At 68.9% G+C, this 18,883-nt stretch carries 15 protein-coding genes, 1 tRNA gene and 1 riboswitch; of the genes, 8 read left to right on the forward strand and 8 right to left on the reverse strand.

The window, feature by feature from the left end; translation table 11 throughout:
- The first annotated feature begins 98 nt into the window (after positions 1 to 98).
- Together katG and Q0Z83_RS41285 are read left to right on the forward strand one after the other, a co-directional pair.
- Entirely contained in the window at positions 99 to 2,294 is a 2,196-nt protein-coding gene (katG, locus tag Q0Z83_RS41280) for a catalase/peroxidase HPI (protein WP_317788850.1), read from the forward strand.
- A gap of 77 nt (positions 2,295 to 2,371) precedes the next feature.
- Positions 2,372 to 2,444: transfer RNA gene (locus Q0Z83_RS41285), tRNA-Arg, on the forward strand.
- A gap of 3 nt (positions 2,445 to 2,447) precedes the next feature.
- Here the strand turns inward: Q0Z83_RS41285 and Q0Z83_RS41290 are convergent.
- Positions 2,448 to 2,975, reverse strand: a complete 528-nt coding sequence (locus Q0Z83_RS41290; protein ID WP_317788851.1) for a LysM peptidoglycan-binding domain-containing protein — start codon at positions 2,973 to 2,975, stop codon at positions 2,448 to 2,450.
- A riboswitch (cyclic di-AMP (ydaO/yuaA leader) is annotated at positions 2,975 to 3,121 on the reverse strand. It overlaps the preceding gene by 1 nt.
- 208 nt (positions 3,122 to 3,329) lie before the next feature.
- Here Q0Z83_RS41290 and Q0Z83_RS41295 point away from each other — a divergent pair.
- Positions 3,330 to 4,544, forward strand: coding sequence for a saccharopine dehydrogenase family protein (locus Q0Z83_RS41295; RefSeq protein WP_317788852.1), 1,215 nt, complete (start codon positions 3,330 to 3,332; stop codon positions 4,542 to 4,544).
- On the opposite strand, the gene Q0Z83_RS41300 is transcribed toward Q0Z83_RS41295, so the two are convergent.
- Complete coding sequence (locus Q0Z83_RS41300; RefSeq protein ID WP_317788853.1) at positions 4,545 to 5,147, reverse strand: class I SAM-dependent methyltransferase; 603 nt, start codon at positions 5,145 to 5,147, stop codon at positions 4,545 to 4,547.
- Between the two features lie 122 nt (positions 5,148 to 5,269).
- Between Q0Z83_RS41300 and Q0Z83_RS41305 the strand changes: the two genes are divergently transcribed.
- Genes Q0Z83_RS41305 through Q0Z83_RS41315 form a run of 3 tightly spaced genes read left to right on the forward strand, consistent with a single transcriptional unit; the run spans position 5,270 to position 7,654 of the window.
- Positions 5,270 to 5,875, forward strand: coding sequence for a GNAT family N-acetyltransferase (locus Q0Z83_RS41305; protein WP_317788854.1), 606 nt, complete (start codon positions 5,270 to 5,272; stop codon positions 5,873 to 5,875).
- Between the two features lie 10 nt (positions 5,876 to 5,885).
- Positions 5,886 to 6,986: a DNA glycosylase AlkZ-like family protein gene (locus Q0Z83_RS41310; RefSeq protein WP_317788855.1), complete on the forward strand. Its 1,101-nt coding sequence runs from the start codon at positions 5,886 to 5,888 to the stop codon at positions 6,984 to 6,986.
- Positions 6,983 to 7,654 (forward strand): aspartate/glutamate racemase family protein, encoded by a 672-nt coding sequence (locus Q0Z83_RS41315; protein WP_317788856.1) that lies wholly within the window; start codon positions 6,983 to 6,985, stop codon positions 7,652 to 7,654. Before Q0Z83_RS41310 ends, Q0Z83_RS41315 begins: the two co-directional genes overlap by 4 nt.
- A gap of 111 nt (positions 7,655 to 7,765) precedes the next feature.
- On the opposite strand, the gene Q0Z83_RS41320 is transcribed toward Q0Z83_RS41315, so the two are convergent.
- Entirely contained in the window at positions 7,766 to 8,995 is a 1,230-nt protein-coding gene (locus Q0Z83_RS41320) for a DUF3500 domain-containing protein (protein WP_317788858.1), read from the reverse strand.
- A 399-nt stretch (positions 8,996 to 9,394) separates the two neighbouring features.
- Here Q0Z83_RS41320 and Q0Z83_RS41325 point away from each other — a divergent pair, with 399 nt between their 5' ends.
- Positions 9,395 to 11,035, forward strand: a complete 1,641-nt coding sequence (locus Q0Z83_RS41325; protein ID WP_317788860.1) for a rhamnogalacturonan lyase B N-terminal domain-containing protein — start codon at positions 9,395 to 9,397, stop codon at positions 11,033 to 11,035.
- A gap of 117 nt (positions 11,036 to 11,152) precedes the next feature.
- Here the strand turns inward: Q0Z83_RS41325 and Q0Z83_RS41330 are convergent, their stop codons facing one another.
- The 3 genes from Q0Z83_RS41330 to Q0Z83_RS41340 form a co-directional block, all read right to left on the reverse strand.
- Complete coding sequence (locus Q0Z83_RS41330; RefSeq protein WP_317788861.1) at positions 11,153 to 11,368, reverse strand: DUF397 domain-containing protein; 216 nt, start codon at positions 11,366 to 11,368, stop codon at positions 11,153 to 11,155.
- 184 nt (positions 11,369 to 11,552) lie between these two features.
- On the reverse strand, positions 11,553 to 13,556 hold the full coding sequence (locus Q0Z83_RS41335) for a WD40 repeat domain-containing protein (RefSeq protein ID WP_317788863.1): 2,004 nt from the start codon (positions 13,554 to 13,556) through the stop codon (positions 11,553 to 11,555).
- 23 nt (positions 13,557 to 13,579) lie between these two features.
- Positions 13,580 to 15,532, reverse strand: a complete 1,953-nt coding sequence (locus tag Q0Z83_RS41340) for an NHL repeat-containing protein (protein WP_317788865.1) — start codon at positions 15,530 to 15,532, stop codon at positions 13,580 to 13,582.
- Between the two features lie 201 nt (positions 15,533 to 15,733).
- Between Q0Z83_RS41340 and Q0Z83_RS41345 the strand changes: the two genes are divergently transcribed.
- Entirely contained in the window at positions 15,734 to 17,218 is a 1,485-nt protein-coding gene (locus Q0Z83_RS41345) for an MFS transporter (RefSeq protein ID WP_317788866.1), read from the forward strand.
- 15 nt (positions 17,219 to 17,233) lie between these two features.
- Here Q0Z83_RS41345 and Q0Z83_RS41350 read toward each other — a convergent pair whose 3' ends face one another.
- Both Q0Z83_RS41350 and Q0Z83_RS41355 read right to left on the reverse strand, forming a co-directional pair.
- Positions 17,234 to 17,818 carry a response regulator transcription factor gene (locus tag Q0Z83_RS41350; RefSeq protein WP_317788868.1) on the reverse strand — a complete coding sequence of 195 codons (585 nt, stop codon included), beginning with the start codon at positions 17,816 to 17,818 and terminating at the stop codon, positions 17,234 to 17,236.
- Positions 17,819 to 17,920: 102 nt separating this feature from the next.
- Positions 17,921 to 18,820 (reverse strand): NAD-dependent epimerase/dehydratase family protein, encoded by a 900-nt coding sequence (locus tag Q0Z83_RS41355; RefSeq protein WP_317788869.1) that lies wholly within the window; start codon positions 18,818 to 18,820, stop codon positions 17,921 to 17,923.
- Positions 18,821 to 18,883 lie beyond the last annotated feature (63 nt).

Below are 18,883 nucleotides of genomic sequence, written 5' to 3' on the forward strand. Positions count from 1 at the left end.
TCGGGTGTCGAACACCCCTCCCCCTTTTCTTGACTCATTCCAGAAAAGCAGGGCAGACTGCGAGCCGACTCTCGATCGCTCGCTACCCGGAGGATTTCGTGGCAGACGAACTCGCCGCAGCTCAAGGAAAGTGCCCCGTCGCGCACGGTGGTTCCGGCTCGCACGGCGGCCGGGCCAACCGGGACTGGTGGCCGAACCAGCTCGACCTCGGCGTTCTCCACGCCAACTCTCCGGCGGGCAACCCGAACGGCGGTGACTTCGACTACGCCGCGGCCTTCAACAGCCTCGACCTGGCCGCGGTCAAGGCGGACATCAACGCGCTGATGACCGACTCGCAGGACTGGTGGCCGGCCGACTTCGGTCACTACGGCCCGCTGATGATCCGGATGGCGTGGCACAGCGCCGGCACCTACCGGACCTTCGACGGCCGCGGCGGTGGCGGCTCCGGCCAGCAGCGCTTCGCGCCGCTGAACAGCTGGCCGGACAACGGCAACCTGGACAAGGCCCGGCTGCTGCTCTGGCCGGTGAAGAAGAAGTACGGCAAGAACATCTCCTGGGCCGACCTGATGATCCTGGCCGGCAACGTGGCCCTGGAGAGCATGGGCTTCGAGACCTTCGGCTTCGGCGGCGGCCGCCCCGACGTCTGGGAGCCCGAGGAGGTCAACTGGGGTACCGAGGACACCTGGCTGGACGACCGGCGCTACAGCGGCGACCGTGAGCTGGCCAAGCCGCTCGGCGCCGTACAGATGGGCCTCATCTACGTCAACCCGGAGGGCCCGAACGGCAACCCGGACCCGCTGGCCTCGGCCCGGGACATCCGGGACACGTTCGGCCGGATGGGCATGAACGACGAGGAGACCGTGGCACTGATCGCCGGCGGTCACACCTTCGGTAAGACCCACGGTGCCGGCCCGGCCGAGAACGTCGGTCCCGAGCCCGAGGCCGCCCCGATCGAGGCGCAGGGTCAGGGCTGGAAGAGCAGCTTCGGCACCGGTGTCGGCGCCGACGCGATCACCAGCGGTCTGGAGGTCACCTGGACCTACCACCCGACCCGCTGGGACAACGAGTTCTTCCACATCCTGTTCGCGTACGACTGGGAACTCACCACGTCGCCGGCCGGCGCGCACCAGTGGCGTCCGAAGAACGGCGCCGGCTCGGACCTGGTGCCGCACGCCTTCGACGCGTCGAAGCGGCAGGAGCCGCGGATGCTGACCTCGGACCTGGCGCTGCGTTTCGACCCGATCTACGGGCCGATCTCGAAGCGGTTCCACGACGACCCGGAGGAGTTCGGCAAGGCCTTCGCCAAGGCGTGGTTCAAGCTGACCCACCGTGACATGGGTCCGATCACCCGTTACCTCGGTCCGGAGGTCCCGTCCGAGCCGCTGATCTGGCAGGACCCGCTGCCCGCGGTCGACCACGAGCTGGTCGGCCCGGCGGACGTCGCCGCGCTGAAGGCCACCGTGCTGGCCTCCGGCCTGTCGGTCGCCGAGCTGGTCGCCACCGCGTGGGCCTCGGCTTCGACGTTCCGCGGCACCGACAAGCGCGGTGGCGCGAACGGCGCCCGCATCCGGTTCGCCCCGCAGAACCAGTGGGAGGCCAACGACCCGGCTCAGCTCGCCAGGGTGCTCGGTGTGCTGGAGGGTGTGAAGGCCGAGTTCGACGCGGCCGGTGGCGCGAAGATCTCCCTCGCCGACCTGATCGTGCTGGCCGGTTCGGCCGCCGTGGAGAAGGCCGCGAAGGACGCCGGGTTCGACGTCGAGGTGCCGTTCACCCCGGGTCGTACCGACGCCACCGAGGAGCAGACCGACGCCGAGTCGTTCGCGGTGCTGGAGCCCACCCACGACGGCTTCCGCAACTACCTCGCCAAGGGCCACGACCGCCCCACCGAGGCGCTGCTGGTCGACCGCGCGCAGCTGCTCACCCTGACCGCGCCGGAGCTGACCGTCCTGGTCGGCGGCCTGCGGGTGCTGGGCGCCAACACCGCCGGTTCGCCGCACGGCGTCTTCACCGAGACCCCGGGCGTGCTGACCAACGACTTCTTCGTCAACCTGCTCGACTTCGGCACCACCTGGACGGCCACCGACTCCGACGGCGAGACCTTCGAGGGCCGCGACCGCCGGACCGGTGCGGTCAAGTGGACCGCCACCCGGGCCGACCTGATCTTCGGATCGAACTCGGTGCTGCGTGCCCAGGCCGAGGTCTACGGCAGCGACGACGCCAAGGAGAAGCTGGTCACCGACTTCGTCAAGGCGTGGGTCAAGGTCGCGAACCTGGACCGTTTCGACCTGGCCTGACCGGTCAGGCGGTTTCCATCGGGCCCGGGTCGGCCGCACCGACCCGGGCTTCGCCTGCTGGTACCCTCAGCAACGTCGGGCTCGTAGCTCAGTGGATAGAGCAACCGCCTCCTAAGCGGTAGGTCGCGCGTTCAAATCGCGCCGGGCCCACTCTCAGATCTTCAACCGCTGCCCCACCCGCAGCCGGTGTGGGCTGCTCAGCACATCCGAGTTCGCCCGGTAGAGCGCTCGCCAGCCGCCCCGCACATCGTGCCGCGCCGCGATCCGCGCCAGCGTGTCACCCGGCCGGACCACGTAGCGTCCGGTCGACCGGTGCACCTTTCGTACGCTGCCGCGGGACGCCGCCGTGTAGGCGTGCCGCCGGCCGCAGGTCGGCCAGGCACCGATGCCCTGCCCGCGCACCACCCGTTCGGCGATCCGGATCTGCTCGGACTTGGACGCCCGGTTCGCGGTGTCTGCGTACTTTCCGCCGCCGTAGGCGCGCCACGTGCTCCGGCTGAACTGGAGTCCCCCGTAGTAGCCGTTTCCGGTGTTGATGCTCCAGTTGCCCCCGGATTCGCAGTGCGCGATCGCCTCCCAGTTGATGTCGGCGTGCGCCGGCCCCGCGAGGGCCACGCTTCCGGCGAGTCCGACGGCCAGCATCCCGACCGCGCGATGGAGTTGTCTTCCGATCTGAGCCATGAGCTTGTCCTCCACGCCTACGAGGTCAGCTGTCGGGTTCGGGCAGAGGTGCCCGGCCGCGTTCGCGGCTTCACCCCGAGGCGCCGTAGCGCCGAGGAACTCTTGGGTCCCCCGCTCCATGCCTTGGGTTTCGTCGAACCGTGGTCGGCGGCTGGACTCGGCGTTCCGACCACGGTGCCCACTCTGTTGCGGGCTGTCGAGATGCCGCGCTGCTGGTTGGTTATGCGAGACGCGGCAATGGAGTTGTAAGTCACAAATTAGCCGCTTTGATCTTCCTTTGTGCGGCTAACGTGCTGAATTCGGCGTGGCGCAACAGGTGCGGAACCCTCCACCGAGGGTGCACAATCCTCACCCATGAGTGAGTCAGAGCGTGAGTTCGACGTGATCGTCTACGGCGCCTCGGGTTTCGTCGGTGTGCTGGTGGCGCGATACCTCGCCGAACACGCTCCAGCGGGCGCACGCCTGGCCCTCGGCGGCCGTTCCAGGGCGAAACTGGAGGGTCTCGGCCTGGACCAGCCCATCGTCGTCGCCGACGCGAACGACGCGGAAGCCCTGACCACGATGGCCGGCCGCGCCAAAGTGGTGATCACCACGGTGGGGCCGTATGCGAAGTACGGCAAGCCGCTCGCCCGCGCATGCGCCGAAACCGGCACGCACTACGTGGACCTCACCGGTGAGGTGCTCTTCGCCCGGGACAGCATCGACGAGAACCATGAGACCGCACGGCGTACCGGCGCACGGATCGTGCACTCCTGCGGCTTCGACTCGATTCCGTCCGATATCGGGGTGCACGTCCTGCATGAACAGATCAGCCGGGACGGCGCCGGTGAGCTCACCGACACGACACTCGTGGTGACCAGCATGCGCGGCGGTGTCAGTGGCGGCACCATCGACTCGATGCGCCATCAGGTCGACGTGATGAAGAAGGACACCCGGCTGCGCAAGGTCGGCGCCAGCCCGTACTCGCTGAGCCCGGACCGGCAGGCCGAGCCCGACCTCGGCCGCCAGCCCGACATGCTCACCCTGCCGGGGTCCGACGTGGACACCAGCGTGCGCGGGCATCTCGCGCCGTTCGTGATGGCGTCCTACAACACCCGGGTGGTGCGGCGTAGCAACGCGTTGCGCGGCTGGGCCTACGGCCGCACGTTCCGGTACCGCGAGGTCCTGCGGGTGAAGAGCAAGGTCGCCGCCACGGTCGTCAAAACGGGGATGAACGCGCTGGTCATCGGCTTCGCGGTGCCGCCACTGCGCTTCGTCCTGGACCGCTTCCTGCCCGCGCCCGGTGCCGGGCCGAGCGAGGACACCCAGCGCAACGGTCACTTCACCATGGATCTGTTCACCACCACCACGTCCGGTGCGCGCTATCGCGCGCGGGTCAAGGCCAAAGGCGATCCGGGGTACGCCGCAACGGCGGTCATGCTCGGCGAATCGGCTCTCGCGCTCGCCTTCGACGACGAGGCGCTGCCGGAGGTCGAGGGTGGTGTGCTCACCCCGGCGACGGCGATCGGTGACGCCCTGGTCAAGCGGCTGCGCGACGCCGGGTTCGAGATCACGGCTCAGCGGCTCTGATCAGCGGCGCTGAGCCACCACGTGGAAGACGTGCCAGTGCTTCGGGCCGCTGAACGCCCGGCCCGGCTCGTCCTCCACCTCCCACCGCTCGATGGTCAGACCGTCGAACAGGGCGCGTACCTCCGGTTCGGTGAGGAAGGTCAGGTTCGGGTCGCCGGCCCAGCTGTCCCGGTCACCGAACAGGTCCACGGCGACCCGCCCGCCGGGACGCAACACCGACCGGATCAGTGTCCACACCCGATCGAATTCAGCGCGGGTCTGGAACGGAAGCGAGTAACCGGCATGGACGAGATCGGCGGGCGGTAGATCGTACAAATCCTGGAATCTGCTTGTTTTGATCGTCAAGGCCGCATGGCGGCCGCCGATGGTGCGCAGCAGGCGGGCCTCGGTCCCCGGCTCGCCGTCCAGAGCCAGCACCCGCCAGCCCGCGTCGAGAAACGCCCTGGTCTCGCGGCCTGCGCCGCAGCCGAGATCGACGGCGGTACGCCCGGCGCCCGGCCCGGCGAGCGCCAGCACCCGTTGGCACGACTCGCGGATCGGGCGGGCGGCCTGACGCGAGTTGTAATTCGCCCAGTGCTCATCAGTGCGCATCGGTGTGGACATGGTGCGATTTTGCACCGCGAAATGGTGTCCGTGATCCGACCGGCACGCGGTAAGGAATCGTGCACGGCTTCATATCGATCGCCACTAGCACCAAAGGTGGTCTTACCGGCACGATTGGACAGGTGACCGTCAGCCCGTTGCCATACCCGCTGAGGTTGACGGGGACCGCCGTCATCCTGCGGGAATGGCGATGGGAAGATCTCGACGACCTGGTCGCGCTCCTCGACGAACCGGGCATCGCCCGCTGGACGCTGATGCCCTCGCCGTTCGACATCGAGGCCGGGCTCGCCTACCTGCGCCGCGCCCAGCAGGGCCGCATCGGCGGCAGCCGGATCCAGCTCGCGATCACCACCGACGGTGGCCCGCCGCTCGGTGAGGTGCTGCTCTTCAACGTTCGGTCCGAGGCCCACGAGGCCGAGCTCGGCTACCTGGTCGGCCTGCCCTTTCGGCGCCGCGGGCTCGCCACGGCGGCGCTGTCCCTGCTCACCGGCTATGCGGTCGACACCCTCGGGCTGCGCCGGCTGCTGCTGCGCATCGACCGGGGCAACACCGCCAGCACCTCGGTGGCGCGCCGCTGCGGATACCGGCCGGCGGCCGAGCCGCCCATTCAGCAGGACGGGCCGTACGGGCCGGCCACGCTGGACACCTGGGAGTACGTGGAGAACCGCTCCGGGCCACAGGAGGATCGCCGGAAAAATGTCGCAGCCCGGCGGTACGGTCGGCGCTGAGGAGGTGCTGATGATCGACGTGGATCGTGAGCGCGTCATGGCGTACCGGATCGCTGCTCAAAGCCTGGCCGACCGCACCGGTGACCGGCCCGCCGACCTGCCCGTGCTGGATCTCGGCGTCCAGGAGTACACACCTGACTCCACCCGGATCGCCCTGGCCGCCCGCAGCGGTGCCGAGCCCGACGACGACCGGCTGATCACCGTGTGGGCCGCCCGTGGCGCCCCGCATCTGCATCGCCGCGCCGATCTGCCCGAGCTGGTCGAGCAGCTGTGGCCGGTCGATGACGTCGACGCCGCGGCCCGGATCAAGAGCGGCCAGATCCCCGACGCCGCCCGGCTCGGAGTGTCGGCGTTCACCGCCACCGCCACCGCCTTCCGGGAGGTGCTCACCGGCGGCCCGATGCCCCGCGGTGAGGTCAGCACGGCGGTCAGCCGGCTGGTCCCGACCGAGCTCACCTACGACTGCAGATCCTGCGCGGCCCGCCACGTCTCCGGCGGCGTGTGGCAGCACGCCGGGCTGGCCGGCGGTGTCGAGGTGCTGTCCCGAGGCAGGGATGCGATGCTCGGCCCTCTTGTCGACGCACCACCGATCCCGTCCGCCAACCGGGGCATCGACCGGCTGATCGAGACCTATCTGCGTTTCCTCGGCCCGGCCGGTCCGGGTGAGGTGGCGAGATATCTGGGCTCCACCACCGCGGTGATCAAGGCGGTGTGGCCGTCCGACCGGCTCACCGAGGTCCGGGTGGCGGGGCGACGGGCCTGGCTGCCCTCGTCGGCGGCCGATCTTCTCGAGTCGGCGCCGGCACCGCGTGGGGTGCGCTGGCTGCCGCCGATGGACCCGCTGCTTCAGGCTCGCGACCGTGACCTGCTGGTTCCCGGCCGGGAGCGGCAGAGGGAGGTGTGGCGCATCCTCGGCAATCCGGGGGCGCTGCTGGTCGACGGCGAGATCGCCGGGGTGTGGCGGGCCCGGATGGCCGGCCGCAAACGGGTCGATCTCACGGTGACCGCGTTCGAGAAACTGTCGAGGGCGCAGATCGCGCTGGTCGAGGAGGAGGCGGTTCGGGTGGCGGGCGCACGGGGTGCGGCGGAGGCACGGGTGATCCACGAGTGACCACGATCGGTTTCCTGCACACGGCCGAGGTGCATGTCGCCACGTTCCGAGGGCTCTTCGCCGAGCTGGCGCCGCCGGGCCTCGACGACCTGCACCTGGTGGACGAGGCGTTACTCGCCGACGCCCGCCGGACCGGTTCGGCACCGGGCCTGGCCGAACGACTCGGTGAGTTGGCCGCCGCCGGCGCGGACCTCATCGTCTGCACCTGCTCGACGATCGGCGCCGACGCGGAGGCGACTCCCGAGGTGGGCGTGCCGGTGATGCGCCTGGACCGGCCGATGGCCGAGGCAGCGGTCTCGACCGGTGGCCGGATCGTCGTGGTCGCCACCGTCGAGTCCACTCTGGAGCCGACGGTCGCGCTGATCCGGGCGGCCGCCGCGTCGGCCGGGCGGCCGGTCGTCGTCACCGCCTCGCCGTGCCTGACGGCCTGGCGGCACTTCGAGGCCGGTGACATCGCCACCTACGACAAGGAGATCGCCGAGCACGTCCGGGCCCTCGCCGGGGAGGCCGACGCGATCGTGCTCGCCCAGGCGGGCATGGCCGGGGCGGCCACGCTGCTGTCGGACCTGCCGGTTCTCACCAGTCCACGCGCCGCCGTCGAGGCAGCCCTTCTCCGCGTCTCCCCCATCCCGACCAGCAGGCCTGAAGCCGGTGACGCTCCGGCATGAGCGTCACCGGCCGGCGCCGCACCCGAGGCCGGCGTGGGCTCCGCGGAGGCGGACACCAGTTCCCCGGCCGCGGCCGGTCCTCAAAGCGGCCGGACTCGGCAGCGGTCGGCCTCAGAAATCGAATTCGCCGCCGTAGTCGCGGGTGTGGTCGCGGTAGACGGTGTGGTAGTGGATCTGGTCGTTGTAGACCACACCGGTCTGGCAGATGAACTCGACCCACACGCTCGGCCCGTCGATCCGGACATAGTCACCGTGCGTGTCGAGCGCGGTTCCGCCGGACAGGGCCACGAAGGTCTGGTCCAGTTCCTTCTCGTAGATCTTGAGCAGCTGCTGGGTCGTCGCGTCGTCGGCGTTCGCCACCCACGGCTTGATCGCGGCCAGCACCAGCTTCTTCTGCTTCGGGGTGAGGCTCTTGACCGAGATGCCGACCTTCGTCTCCGGGAACTGACCGTCCTCGCCCGGTCCGACCAGCACATCACCGAACGACTGGTCCAGCGTGGCCGTGGCCAGCTGCTTCTCGGTGAGGCTCGCGGTCAGTGCGGCCATCGCGGTCTTCTGCGCCCTCATCGACTCGACGGTGGCTCCTGACTCGTCGGTGTAACTGATCGGCTCGACGCCGATGAAGAACGGGCTGGCGCCGACCGCGCGCCCCTTCGTGTAGGTGAGGTGGGTGGCCAGGTGGTGACCACCGAAGTCGAGCTGCCAGGTGCCGTCCACGGACGGCGTACCGAGGAAGGCGAGATAGTAATAGCCGCTACCGTAAGTGAGCGTCATGCCGCCTCCACCGGCGGGCGGGCCGCCGGCGGAGCCGGAGGGTGCCGGGGCCGCGGAGGCGTCGGCAGACGGCGCCGCGGAGGGGTCGGTCGAGGTGGGCGGCGCGCCGCCGCCGACGCTGCCGCTGGAGTCGGCGGCCAGGATGTCGTCCGCCGCCACGATGTCCTGCAGCTGATCGAAACCGGTCCCCTGGCCGGTGCCCGCGGCCGCTCTCAGCACGGCGTCGGCCGCGGCGAGCTGTTCCTCGGTGAGGCTGCCGAGCTCGATCCCGGGCCGGCAGGTTCCGGCGCACGGCAGGTTGGACCAGGCCGTCGCGTTCTCCTCGGTGAACTCGAGCAGTACCTCGGCCTTCTGGTCGTCGCTGAGTGTCGCGAGGAAGGCGTTGGCCGCGTTGACCAGGCCCGGCAGCCCGGTCCGGCCGCCGGTCGGGTCCTTGATCGCGTTCGTCCGGGTCGGTCCGGTGCCCTTGTCCGCCGTGCTCGCGTTCGCTGTGGCGATGCCGGCGCCGACCAGCGCGACGGCCGCGGCGACGGTGACGGCTCCGCGCCACCGGGTCTTCAGTTTCACGCATTTCTCCCTTGCGATGAGGCCCCCGCCGATTCGCAACAAGATTGTTGACAAAGCTGGAGAGGTGGCACAAGGGATCCGGCGGAGGTCAAAGGAGATCGACAGGTTCCTCAGACTGGACACACAAAGAAGGGCCGCGGCATGGCCACCGCGGCCCTTCTTCTTTACCCCCCGGAAAAGGTCATCGGCGCAGCGGCGACCAGGTTGTCGACAATCACGACCGGCTCGTGCCGGGTGGAGCAGAGCCGGCCGGAAGGGGAAGCGCCGTCAATGTAGGAGCGCTCCCAAATCCCTGTCAAACGCGAGAACAGCTCTGAAAAAATCTTTCCGATCGCGAGCAACCTTCCGGCGCTTGGCGATCACCTATGCCATGTCCCCCCGACTTGTATAGGTGGTCGCATGTCCCTCCCCGCACACCGTCGCCCCGCTTCCCGGAAGCCCCGCAAGGCCCTGGCCGCCGGCCTCGCGTCCGTGGCGGTCCTGGTCGGCGCCGGCCTCCTGGGTGTCGGCCAGCCCTGGGCGAACGCGGCCGCGAACGTCAGCTTCGACACCGGCACGGGTATGGCGTTCACGATCAACGGCACCAACGGGAACATGACGTCGTTGAAGCACGACGGCACCGAGCTGACCGCCTCCGGTTTCGCCGCCGGCCAGTTCGAATCCGGCTTCTCCACCGCGACCGTGACCAGTAAGACCTTCAACAACGGCAGCTCGATCCTGGTCAGTGTGGCGAGCGCGTCGACGGGCGTGACGCAGTACTACTTCGCCCGCAAGAACGACAACACCGTCTACATGGCGACCAACATCAGCAAGGCCCTGAACCCGGGTGAGGCCCGGTTCATCGCCCGGCTCAAGCCGTCGCTGCTGACCACCTCCCCGACCGCGGCGAAGACCGGTGGATTCGGCACCACGGTCGAGGGCTCGGACGTCTTCGCCGACGGCTCCGGGCGGACCGCGTCGAAGTTCTACAGCTCGCAGCGGCTCATCGCGCAGAAACCGTTCGGCGCCGGCGGCTCCGGACACGGGGCGTTCATCCTGCCCGCGTACACCGACATGACCTCCGGCGGACCGTTCTTCCGGGACATCGAGGTGAACGACACCGGCAGCGCCGTCAACATCACGCACTACATGTACAGCGGACACCAGCAGACCGAGGCGCTGCGCCTGGGGCTGCACGGGCCGTACGCGCTCGCCCTCACCGACGGTGCGGCACCGACCGCCCGCAGCATGGACTTCCTGGCCGCCTTCATTCCCGGAATGCTCTCCAACGCGCAGCGTGGCGGGGTCAGTGGCACCGCGTCGGGCACCTGGAACGGCCTGCCCGCGACGGTCGCCCTGGCCGGGACCAACGGGCAGTACTGGGGTCAGGTGAAGTCCGGCAAGTTCGTGATCGGTCACGTCAAGCCGGGCACCTACACGGCCACCCTCTACGCCGGTGAGCTGGCCGTCGGCGCCACCAAGTCGATCACCGTGTCGGCCGGCGCCACGACCGCCCTGGCCATGACCGGTAGCGTCCCGGCCGCCGGCACGCTCTTCCAGTTGGGCACGTTCGACGGCACCCCGGCCGGCTTCCTGAACGCCGACAAGATCGAGACGATGCACCCGTCGGACTCCCGGATGTCGGCGTGGAAGTCGAGCTCCTACTCGGTCGGCGGCGGTGCGGCGAAGTTCCCGATGGCCGCGTTCAAGTCGGTCAACTCGCCGGCCGCGCTCAGCTTCAACCTCGCGTCGGTGCCGGCCGGCGGCGTCAAGCTGCGGATCGCCACCACGTCGAGTTTCGCCGGCGGGCGTCCGGCCGTGGCGATCGGGAGCTTCACCTCACCGGCCTCGGCGTCGCCGGCCCCGGCCAACCTGAACTCGCGCAACGTCACCCGGGGCACGTGGCGCGGCATCAACACCACCTACACCTTCACGATCCCGGCGAGCGCCCTGAAGGCCGGCAGCAACACCCTGTCGATCTCGGTGGTGAGCGGTAGCAGCGGAGAGACGTTCCTCAGTCCGAACTTCATCTTCGACGCGCTGGCCCTCGACCCGGCGTGAAGACCCCGGATCGGCCGTGCCGTCCCGCCAGGCAGCGCGGCCGATCCGGTCCATTGAGGAAGGCGGGCCGGTCACCACGGCCGGTCCGCCTTTCCTTACCACCCCGCAGCGGCTTTCTCAGAGGTCGAACTCACCGTCGTTCACACCGCCGGTGAACGCGTCCCACTCCGCCTTGGTGAAGAACAGGATCGTCGCCGGATCGGTCGAGTTACGCATCGCGGCGCCACCGTCCGGCAGACGCGCGATCTCCACATACTCCTTGCCGGGCTCTCCGGACCGGAGCCACTCGGCAGCCTGCGCATCGAACGACGCGGCGTAGATCTTCTCGCCCACTACGTCCCCCTCTCCCGGCCTGACCCGGTCGACTCCCAGCAAACAACAGCCTCCCTCGCTGAGGGAGGCCGCGTTCAGGTGAACGCTATCGAGGGGTCCCCTGTCGGGCGAGTGACATGACGTCTTCCAGATAGCCGAAATGCGGCCTCCCCTGCCGGGGAGAGCCGCATTTCGTTTCGCGAAATTACTTACTGACGGTGAAGTACTGATAGGCGGTGTACGTCGTGTAGTTGACGCTGTCGCCGGAGTAGCCCTTGCGGTAAGCGGCGCGGACCCGGAACTTGTACCCGGCGAGTCCCTTGACCGACGAGATGCCCGCGACGGCCTGGCCCTTGCTGTTGACCGGGACGTTGCCGTAGAACGCGGTCTGCCACCGGCCCTGGTACCAGATGTCGACGTGCAGGTACGCCTCCCGGTTCGTGTACCTGGGCATGGCGACCGTGAACGTCGGCTTGCTGGTCTTCTTGTAGTACCGGAAGGTCCGACCACTGATCTTGCCGGTCTTGTAGTACTTGCCCAGCTTCAGCGAGACCGGCACCCGGCTGTACACGGTGGCCGCGACACTCCGCGCCGCGAACCGGGCGTCACCCGTGAAGACCGCCTGCACACCGGTGTTGCGGTACACCTTCAGGGACGCGTAGGCGTACCCCTTGGCGTTGACCGTCGCCCTGCCGATCAGACGCCGGCCGAGGTCGCCGCCCCACGGGTCGGCGTAGAACTCGACGACCCGGTTCTTGTAGGTGCCGCCGAGGTACGCGGTGAACGTGACGTTCTGGCCGTAGTTGTAGACCTTGCCGTTGTTGTTCAGGTAGAGCGACGGCGTGCTCCGGGCGACGTCCACGGCGTGCGTGGCGCTGACCGAAGAGCGGGTCGCGTCACCGGCGTAGGCGACCCGGTAGGTGACCCGGCCACCGGCCTGCGGGGTGTCGGTGAACGAGAACCCGCCGGACGCGTTGATCGTCCGGGTGCCGAGCGAGACGCCGCCCGGTGCCTCGACGTCGGTACGGGTGACGGTCACCGGGGTGCCGGCGGGCAGGGCCAGCGACGCCTGCAGAGTGCCGCTCACGGTGATCGCCGTGGCCCGGGCCGTCGACTGCGGGCCGGTCAGGGTCAGGGTGGGCTGCGACATCCGCGGTTCGGTGAAGACCCGCAGGCTGTAGACGCCGTTGGAGTTACCGGAGATCGCGAAGAGCCGGTTGCCGCCGTTCTCCCAGGCCAGGGAGTTCTCCGCCAGGGTGTCGGCACCGCTGGTGGAGCCGGTGTTCGGGAAGTCGTAGTTGCGAACCTCCGAGCTCGACCCGGCCGGGAAGACCCAGATGTCCGGGTCGTACCAGCCGTCGACGCCGGCGGCCACCGTGCCGTCCGCGGCGATGTCGATCGCGGTCGAGAAGGCGTGGTCACCGAGGGTCAGCCGGCGTACCTCGTCCAGGTCCGAGGTGCGCCGGAGCTTGACGTGTCCATCGCCGAAGACCGTGGTGGCCATCACCTCGCCGTCCGGGGAGAGCGCCACGTCCTGTTTCTCGCTGCTGCTGCTGGTGGCGTTGACTCGGGCGATCAGCTTCGCGGTGCCGTCGGACACGTCGAAGACGGCATCCTGCTGCACACCGGCGACGGCGATCCGGGTGGTGTCGGTGGCGGCGGCCGCGATCCGGGGCGCCTTGTCATACCACGGGTCGTCCCACCTTTCGTCGCCCAGTTCCAGGGCGACGACCGGGGCCTCACCCGATACGTCCAGCGAGCCGATGTTCTCCTTGGCGGAGAACCCGCCGGCCGGCTTGTCGCTGTAGCCGAACCAGATCTTTCCGCTGGTGGCGGCCAGGTAGTACGGCTGGACCGTGTCGCCGACCGGGTATTCACCGACCGGCTGCAGGGTCGCCGCGTCGAGCGCCACGATCTTGTGTGCGGCCGGGACCGCGGCGTAGAGCCGGGCCGCGTCGCGGGTCAGGAAGAGGTCACTGACCCCGGGTAGCGCGTACCGTCCGAGGACCGCGCCCTCGTAGTCGAGGGCCACGATCCCGGTCGTCTTGTCACTGAACAGCAGCTGCCGGCGTCCGCTGTCGACGAGCAGGTTGTCGGCGGCCTTGATCGGCAGGATCCTGGTCGAGTCGGCGACCGCCGGCGAGGCGCCGGCGAAGACGACCGACCCGAGAACCGCGGCCGCCGAGGCGACCGCAATCGTGGTTCGCATGGTGATATGTCCCCCGTGGGTTGTCAGTTGACGGTGAAGTACTGGTAGGTGGTGTACGTCGAGTAGTTGACGCTGTCGCCGGAGTAGCCCTTGCGGTAGGCGGCGCGGACCCGGAACTTGTACCCGGTGAGCCCCTGGGCCGAGATGTTCGCGACGGCCTGGCCCTTGCTGTTGACCGGGACGTCACCGTAGAACGCGGTCCGCCACCGGCCCTGGTACCAGATGTCGACGTGCAGGTACGCCTCCCGGTTCGGGTACCTGGGCATGGCGACCGTGAACGTCGGCTTGCTGCTCTTCTTGAAGTACCGGAAGGTCCGACCACTGATCTTGCCGGTCTTGTAGTACTTGCCCAGCTTCAGCGAGACCGGCACCCGGCTGTACACGGTGGACCCCACGGTGCGGTCGGTGTACCGACCGTCGCCGGCGAAGACCGCCTGGACCGCGGTGTTGCGGTACAGCTTGAGCGAGACCACGACGTCGCCCCGGCTGTCGACGGTGGCCCGGCGCAGCAGGCGCCGGCCGAGGTCGCCGCCGTACGGGTCGGCCCAGATCTCGACGACCCGGTTCTTGTAGGTGGTACCCAGATGCGCGGTGAAGGTGACCGTCTGGCCGTAGTTGTAGACCTTGCCGTTGTTGGTCAGCGTCAGCGAGGTGGTCGCGCGGGCCACGTTGACGGTCCGGGAGGCGCTCACCGGGTAGTGCGTCGCGTCGCCGGCGTAGCTGACCTTGTAGACCACCCTGCCACCGGCGGGCGGGGTGTCGGTGAACGAGAACCCGCCGGACGCGTTGATCGTCCGGGTGCCGAGCGAACGGCCGGCCGGCGACTCGATGTCGGTGCGGGTGACGCTGACCGGGGTGCCGGCCGGCAGCGTGACCGTCGCCTTCAGGGTGCCGCCGATCGTCAGCGCCCGGGCCCGCGGCGCCGAGGACGGTCCGGTCAGGGTGAGGACGGGCCGGTTGCTCCGCGGCTGGTCGTAGCTCCGCAGTGAGTACTGCTGCACGGAGTTGGACGTGATCACGAAGAGGCGGTTGCCACCCGGCTCCCAGGCCAGCGCCTGCGCGTCCATCCCGTCGCCACCGCTGTTGTAGCCGGTGTTCGGGAAGTCGTACTCCCGGATCTTCTCGTTCGTGCCGGGCGCGAACGTCGCGATGTCGGGGCCGTAGGCGCTGTCGGAGCCGGCCGCGATGGTCCCGTCCTCGGCGATGTCCACTGCCTCGGCGTAGTGGTCGACCCCGAGCGTTCGCACCTCGGTCTGGTCGGCGACCTGCCGGACGGTGAGGACGGCGCGGGAGTCGACGGTCACGTACCGCTCGCCATCAGCGGTGATCGCCACGTCGTAGGGTGCGTCGTCGTCCTGGGCCCGCTGGGACAGCAGCTTCGGGGTGCCGTCGCTGACGTCGAACGAGGCGTACTGGCCGCGGGCGGTCGCGACCAGCCGGCCGTTGGCCGACGCCGCCAGTCGCGGTGCCCGGAACAGCCAGTCGCCGGCCTCGGTCTCCAGGGTGGTCACCGGGTTCTCGCCGGACAGGTCGAGCGAGCCGATCTCGCCGGTCCAGCCGTCGGTGTGTCCGAACCAGACCTTCGTCCCGACCACGGCCAGGTAGTAGGGCGAGATGGTGTCGCCGAGCTTGTACTCCCCGATGAGGTCGAGGGTCACCGGATCGAGGGCGACGATCTTGTGGGAGTTCGGCGCCGCGGCGTACAGGACCGATGAGTCGGGTGCCAACGTGATGTCGGTGAGGGACGGCAGCGAGTAGCTGCCGAACGGAGTGCCGTCGTAGCCGATCGCCACGATCTCGCCGCGGGTGTGGTCGTTGAAGAACAGTCGCTTGTGGACGCTGTCGGCGACGAGGTCGCTCGCGCCCTTGGCGGTGAGGGCCACGGCCGAATCGGCACGGGCCGGAGTGGCGCCGGTCACGAGCACGACCGAGCCGAGCATTGCGGCCGCGGTGGCGGCCGCAATCCTGGTACGCATCAAAAGTCCCCCGACTTCCTGGATCGCTCAAAGGCCCCGAACATCGATTTCGGCAGATGGCCCCACGCGGCAGCCTAAGCGGGAAACGAAGGTTTGTTGATCATACGAACGGATGAGTCGGTCCCGTAGCGACGCGACGTGAGACTGGGAGGATCATGAATATCGAGGTCTAGCTGTGAGATCGCTGGGTATCCAGCGCCCATGGCGCAAACCGTCCCGGCCTCCGGATCGGAGACCATCCGCAGTCTCATTCCGGCGCGGATCGACCGGCTCAGCTGGTCGCCGTTCCACACTCGCATCATTCTGGCCCTGGGTACCGCCTGGGTGCTGGACGGACTCGAGATCACCGTGGCCAGCGCGGTCGGCCCGGTCCTGGCCGAGCAGGAGACCCTGGCCCTGAGCTCGGCACAGGTCGGCCTGATCGCCACCGTCTATCTACTCGGCGAGGTGTTCGGTGCGCTGTTCTTCGGCCGGCTCTCCGACGCGCTCGGCCGGAAGAATCTGTTCATCGTCACCCTCGGCGTCTACCTCGCGGGCAATGCACTCACCGCACTGACCTGGGGAAACAGCACGGCCGCCCTGGTCTTCCTGTATCTCACCCGGTTCATCGCCGGCGCCGGCATCGGCGGAGAATACGCCGCGATCAACTCGGCCATCGACGAGATGATGCCGGCCAAGTATCGCGGCCGGGTCGACATCGGTGTGAACGGCACCTACTGGGGTGGCGCGATCATCGGCACGCTCGGCACCTACATCCTGCTGAACAACATGGACCTGAACTGGGCGTGGCGGATCGGCTTCCTGATCGGCCCGGTCATCGGCCTGGCCATCTGGGGCCTGCGCCGGCACCTGCCGGAGAGCCCCCGCTGGCTGATCATGCACGGGCGGGAGGCGGAGGCCGAGGAGAACATCGCGCAGATCGAGCGGGCCGCCGAGGCGTCCGGCCAGACGCTGGAGCCGTTGGACGACTCCCGGGCGATCGAGATCCGGCCCACCGAACCGCACGGGTATCTGTCGTTGCTGAAGGTGCTGTTCCGGGTCTACCCGGCCCGGTCGACGCTGGGCGCGACCCTGATGATCACCCAGTCGTTCCTCTACAACGCGATCTTCTTCACCTACACGTTGGTGCTCACGAAGTTCTTCGGGGTGAGCGAGAAAGCCGCGCCGCTCTACCTGGTGGCGTTCGCGATCGGCAACCTGATCGGGCCGCTCACCATCGGCCGCCTCTTCGACACGGTCGGACGGCGCAAGATGATCTCCGGCACCTACCTGCTGTCCGGAGTGTTGCTGGCGATCACCGCGGTGCTGTTCCAGCAGGGGGCGCTGAACGCGATCACCCAGACGATCGCGTGGAGCGTGATCTTCTTCTTCGCGTCCGCGGGAGCCAGCTCGGCGTACCTCACGGTCAGTGAGATCTTCCCGCTGGAGATCCGCGCGCAGGCGATCGCGGTGTTCTTCGCCATCGCGCAGTGTTTCGGCGCCATCGGGCCGGTGTTCTACGGCTGGCTGATCGGCGAGGGCGAGGATCCGAACAAGCTGTTCCTCGGCTTCCTGATCGGCGCGGCGGTGATGGCAGTCGGCGGCATCGTCGAGGCGGTCATCGGCATCGACGCCGAGGGGAAGTCGCTGGAGGAGGTGGCCACGCCGCTGTCGGCGGTCACGACGCGGCCACGCGCCACCGGGTGATCCGAGAGACCCGGCTCAGACGAGGCCGGCGCTGCCGGCGACAGCGGCGGCCTCGGTACGGCTGGAGACGTGCAGTTTCCGCAGCAGGGCGGCGGTCAGGCGCTTGACCGTACGGTCCGAGACGTGCAGCACGCCGGCTATCTCGCTGGTCGACGATCCGGTGGCGATCAGCCGCAGCAGTCGTTGGTCGCTCTCGTCGAGTTGGGTCGTCGCGGCCTGTGCGGCCGGGCGGCTCTGACCGGGCCGCTCCACCAGTGCGGCGAGCAGCGAGGGCGGCACGACGGCCCAGCCCTCCAGGGCCGCCAGCAGCGGCGGGATGGCCTCGTCGCCGCGCGGCAGGATCCCGGACGCGCCGGCTCGCAGGGCCTCCAGCTCGGCGGCCGGGTCACCGTCGCCGTCCACCGCCAGGATCCGGGTCTTCGGGGCCGCGGCTCGGGCGGCGGCAACGGCCGCGACTCCGGCCGGTGACATCAGATCCACCAAGATCAGATCTGGTACGGGCTCCCGCACCAGCCCGGCCACATCCGACCCGTCGCCCGCTCCGGCGATGACGGCCCGCCCCCCGGTGACCTCGGGAATCGACTGTTCAAGACCACGCACCAGAGGTGCATGGCCGGACACCACTACGATCCTGATCCCGTTCCGCATGGCCCCCGCATGCCCAGTCGGCGCCGATTCATTCCTCGAAGCCCGGAACTCCGATCAGCGAGCGTGGTTCGCCACGAACTCCGCGATGTACTCGTCGAGGCGCTTCTCCGGCCGCCAGCCCAGCCCGTTGGCCTTGGTGGTGTCGGCCTGGCCGCGCACCCGCTCGCCGCGCCGCTCCGGGATGAGCGTGAACTCGGCGCCGAACAGCTCGGCGACCTTGGCCATCGGCCACTCGCAGCCGGTGCCGAGCAGGTAGCCGTCGCCGGTGCCGCCATGGGCGACCAGCACCAGGCCGCGGACGATGTCGTCGATGTGGGTGAAGTCACGGGTCTGCGTGCCCGGGGACACCACGGTCAGCGGCTCACCGGCCAGGAACTGGCGCTCGAAGATGCCGATCACCGTGGCGTACTTGCCCTGGCTGATCTGGCCGGGACCATAGACGTTGTAGAAGTACGCGATCGCGTAGTCCAACCCGTACCAGTTCGAGTAGTTCTTGATGTACTCGATGTTCTTCGCCTTGGTCCAGGCATACGGGTTGAGGTTTTCGTCCTCACCGTCGTTGCCGAACTTCGAGCTGGAACCCGCGTAGATCAGCTTGGCGCCGTGCCCGGCCGTGAACTTGACCACCTCCTTGGTCCCGAGGAGGTTGAAGTCCCAGGTCAGGTCGTGGTCTTCGAACGACTGGGGAATCCGCGAATACTCACCGAGGTGGAACACCAGCTCCGGCCCCGGGAGACCCCGGTCGGCCCAGATCTTGGCGATGTCGGTGGTCGACCCGTCGACATACGTGACGCGCGGGTCGTGGACGTGGTTCTCCGGGGTGCCGGTGAAGTAGTTGTCCAGCGAGACGACGGCGGCGTCCGGGAAGTCGTTCAGCAGCGACCTGATCAAGGAGCTACCGACGAATCCGGCACCACCGGTGACCAACAGGGTTCGGCTCAACGTACTTCCCATCTTCCGGTCCGCGCAGCGCCGACCAGGCTACCTGTGGTAGGTGCCCGGAAACCAACCGCTCGA

Origin of the sequence: Actinoplanes sichuanensis (assembly GCF_033097365.1) — a bacterium.
Lineage (GTDB): Bacteria > Actinomycetota > Actinomycetes > Mycobacteriales > Micromonosporaceae > Actinoplanes > Actinoplanes sichuanensis.

What these genes read in the sequence shown, in the direction of transcription:
- Q0Z83_RS41290 (WP_317788851.1), bottom strand. Translation starts at nt 2,975, where the DNA reads ATGGCTCAGATCGGAAGACAACTCCATCGCGCGGTCGGGATGCTGGCC.
- Q0Z83_RS41295 (WP_317788852.1), top strand. Translation starts at nt 3,330, where the DNA reads ATGAGTGAGTCAGAGCGTGAGTTCGACGTGATCGTCTACGGCGCCTCG.
- Q0Z83_RS41300 (WP_317788853.1), bottom strand. Translation starts at nt 5,147, where the DNA reads ATGTCCACACCGATGCGCACTGATGAGCACTGGGCGAATTACAACTCG.
- Q0Z83_RS41310 (WP_317788855.1), top strand. Translation starts at nt 5,886, where the DNA reads ATGATCGACGTGGATCGTGAGCGCGTCATGGCGTACCGGATCGCTGCT.
- Q0Z83_RS41325 (WP_317788860.1), top strand. Translation starts at nt 9,395, where the DNA reads ATGTCCCTCCCCGCACACCGTCGCCCCGCTTCCCGGAAGCCCCGCAAG.
- Q0Z83_RS41335 (WP_317788863.1), bottom strand. Translation starts at nt 13,556, where the DNA reads ATGCGAACCACGATTGCGGTCGCCTCGGCGGCCGCGGTTCTCGGGTCG.
- Q0Z83_RS41340 (WP_317788865.1), bottom strand. Translation starts at nt 15,532, where the DNA reads ATGCGTACCAGGATTGCGGCCGCCACCGCGGCCGCAATGCTCGGCTCG.
- Q0Z83_RS41345 (WP_317788866.1), top strand. Translation starts at nt 15,734, where the DNA reads ATGGCGCAAACCGTCCCGGCCTCCGGATCGGAGACCATCCGCAGTCTC.
- Q0Z83_RS41355 (WP_317788869.1), bottom strand. Translation starts at nt 18,820, where the DNA reads ATGGGAAGTACGTTGAGCCGAACCCTGTTGGTCACCGGTGGTGCCGGA.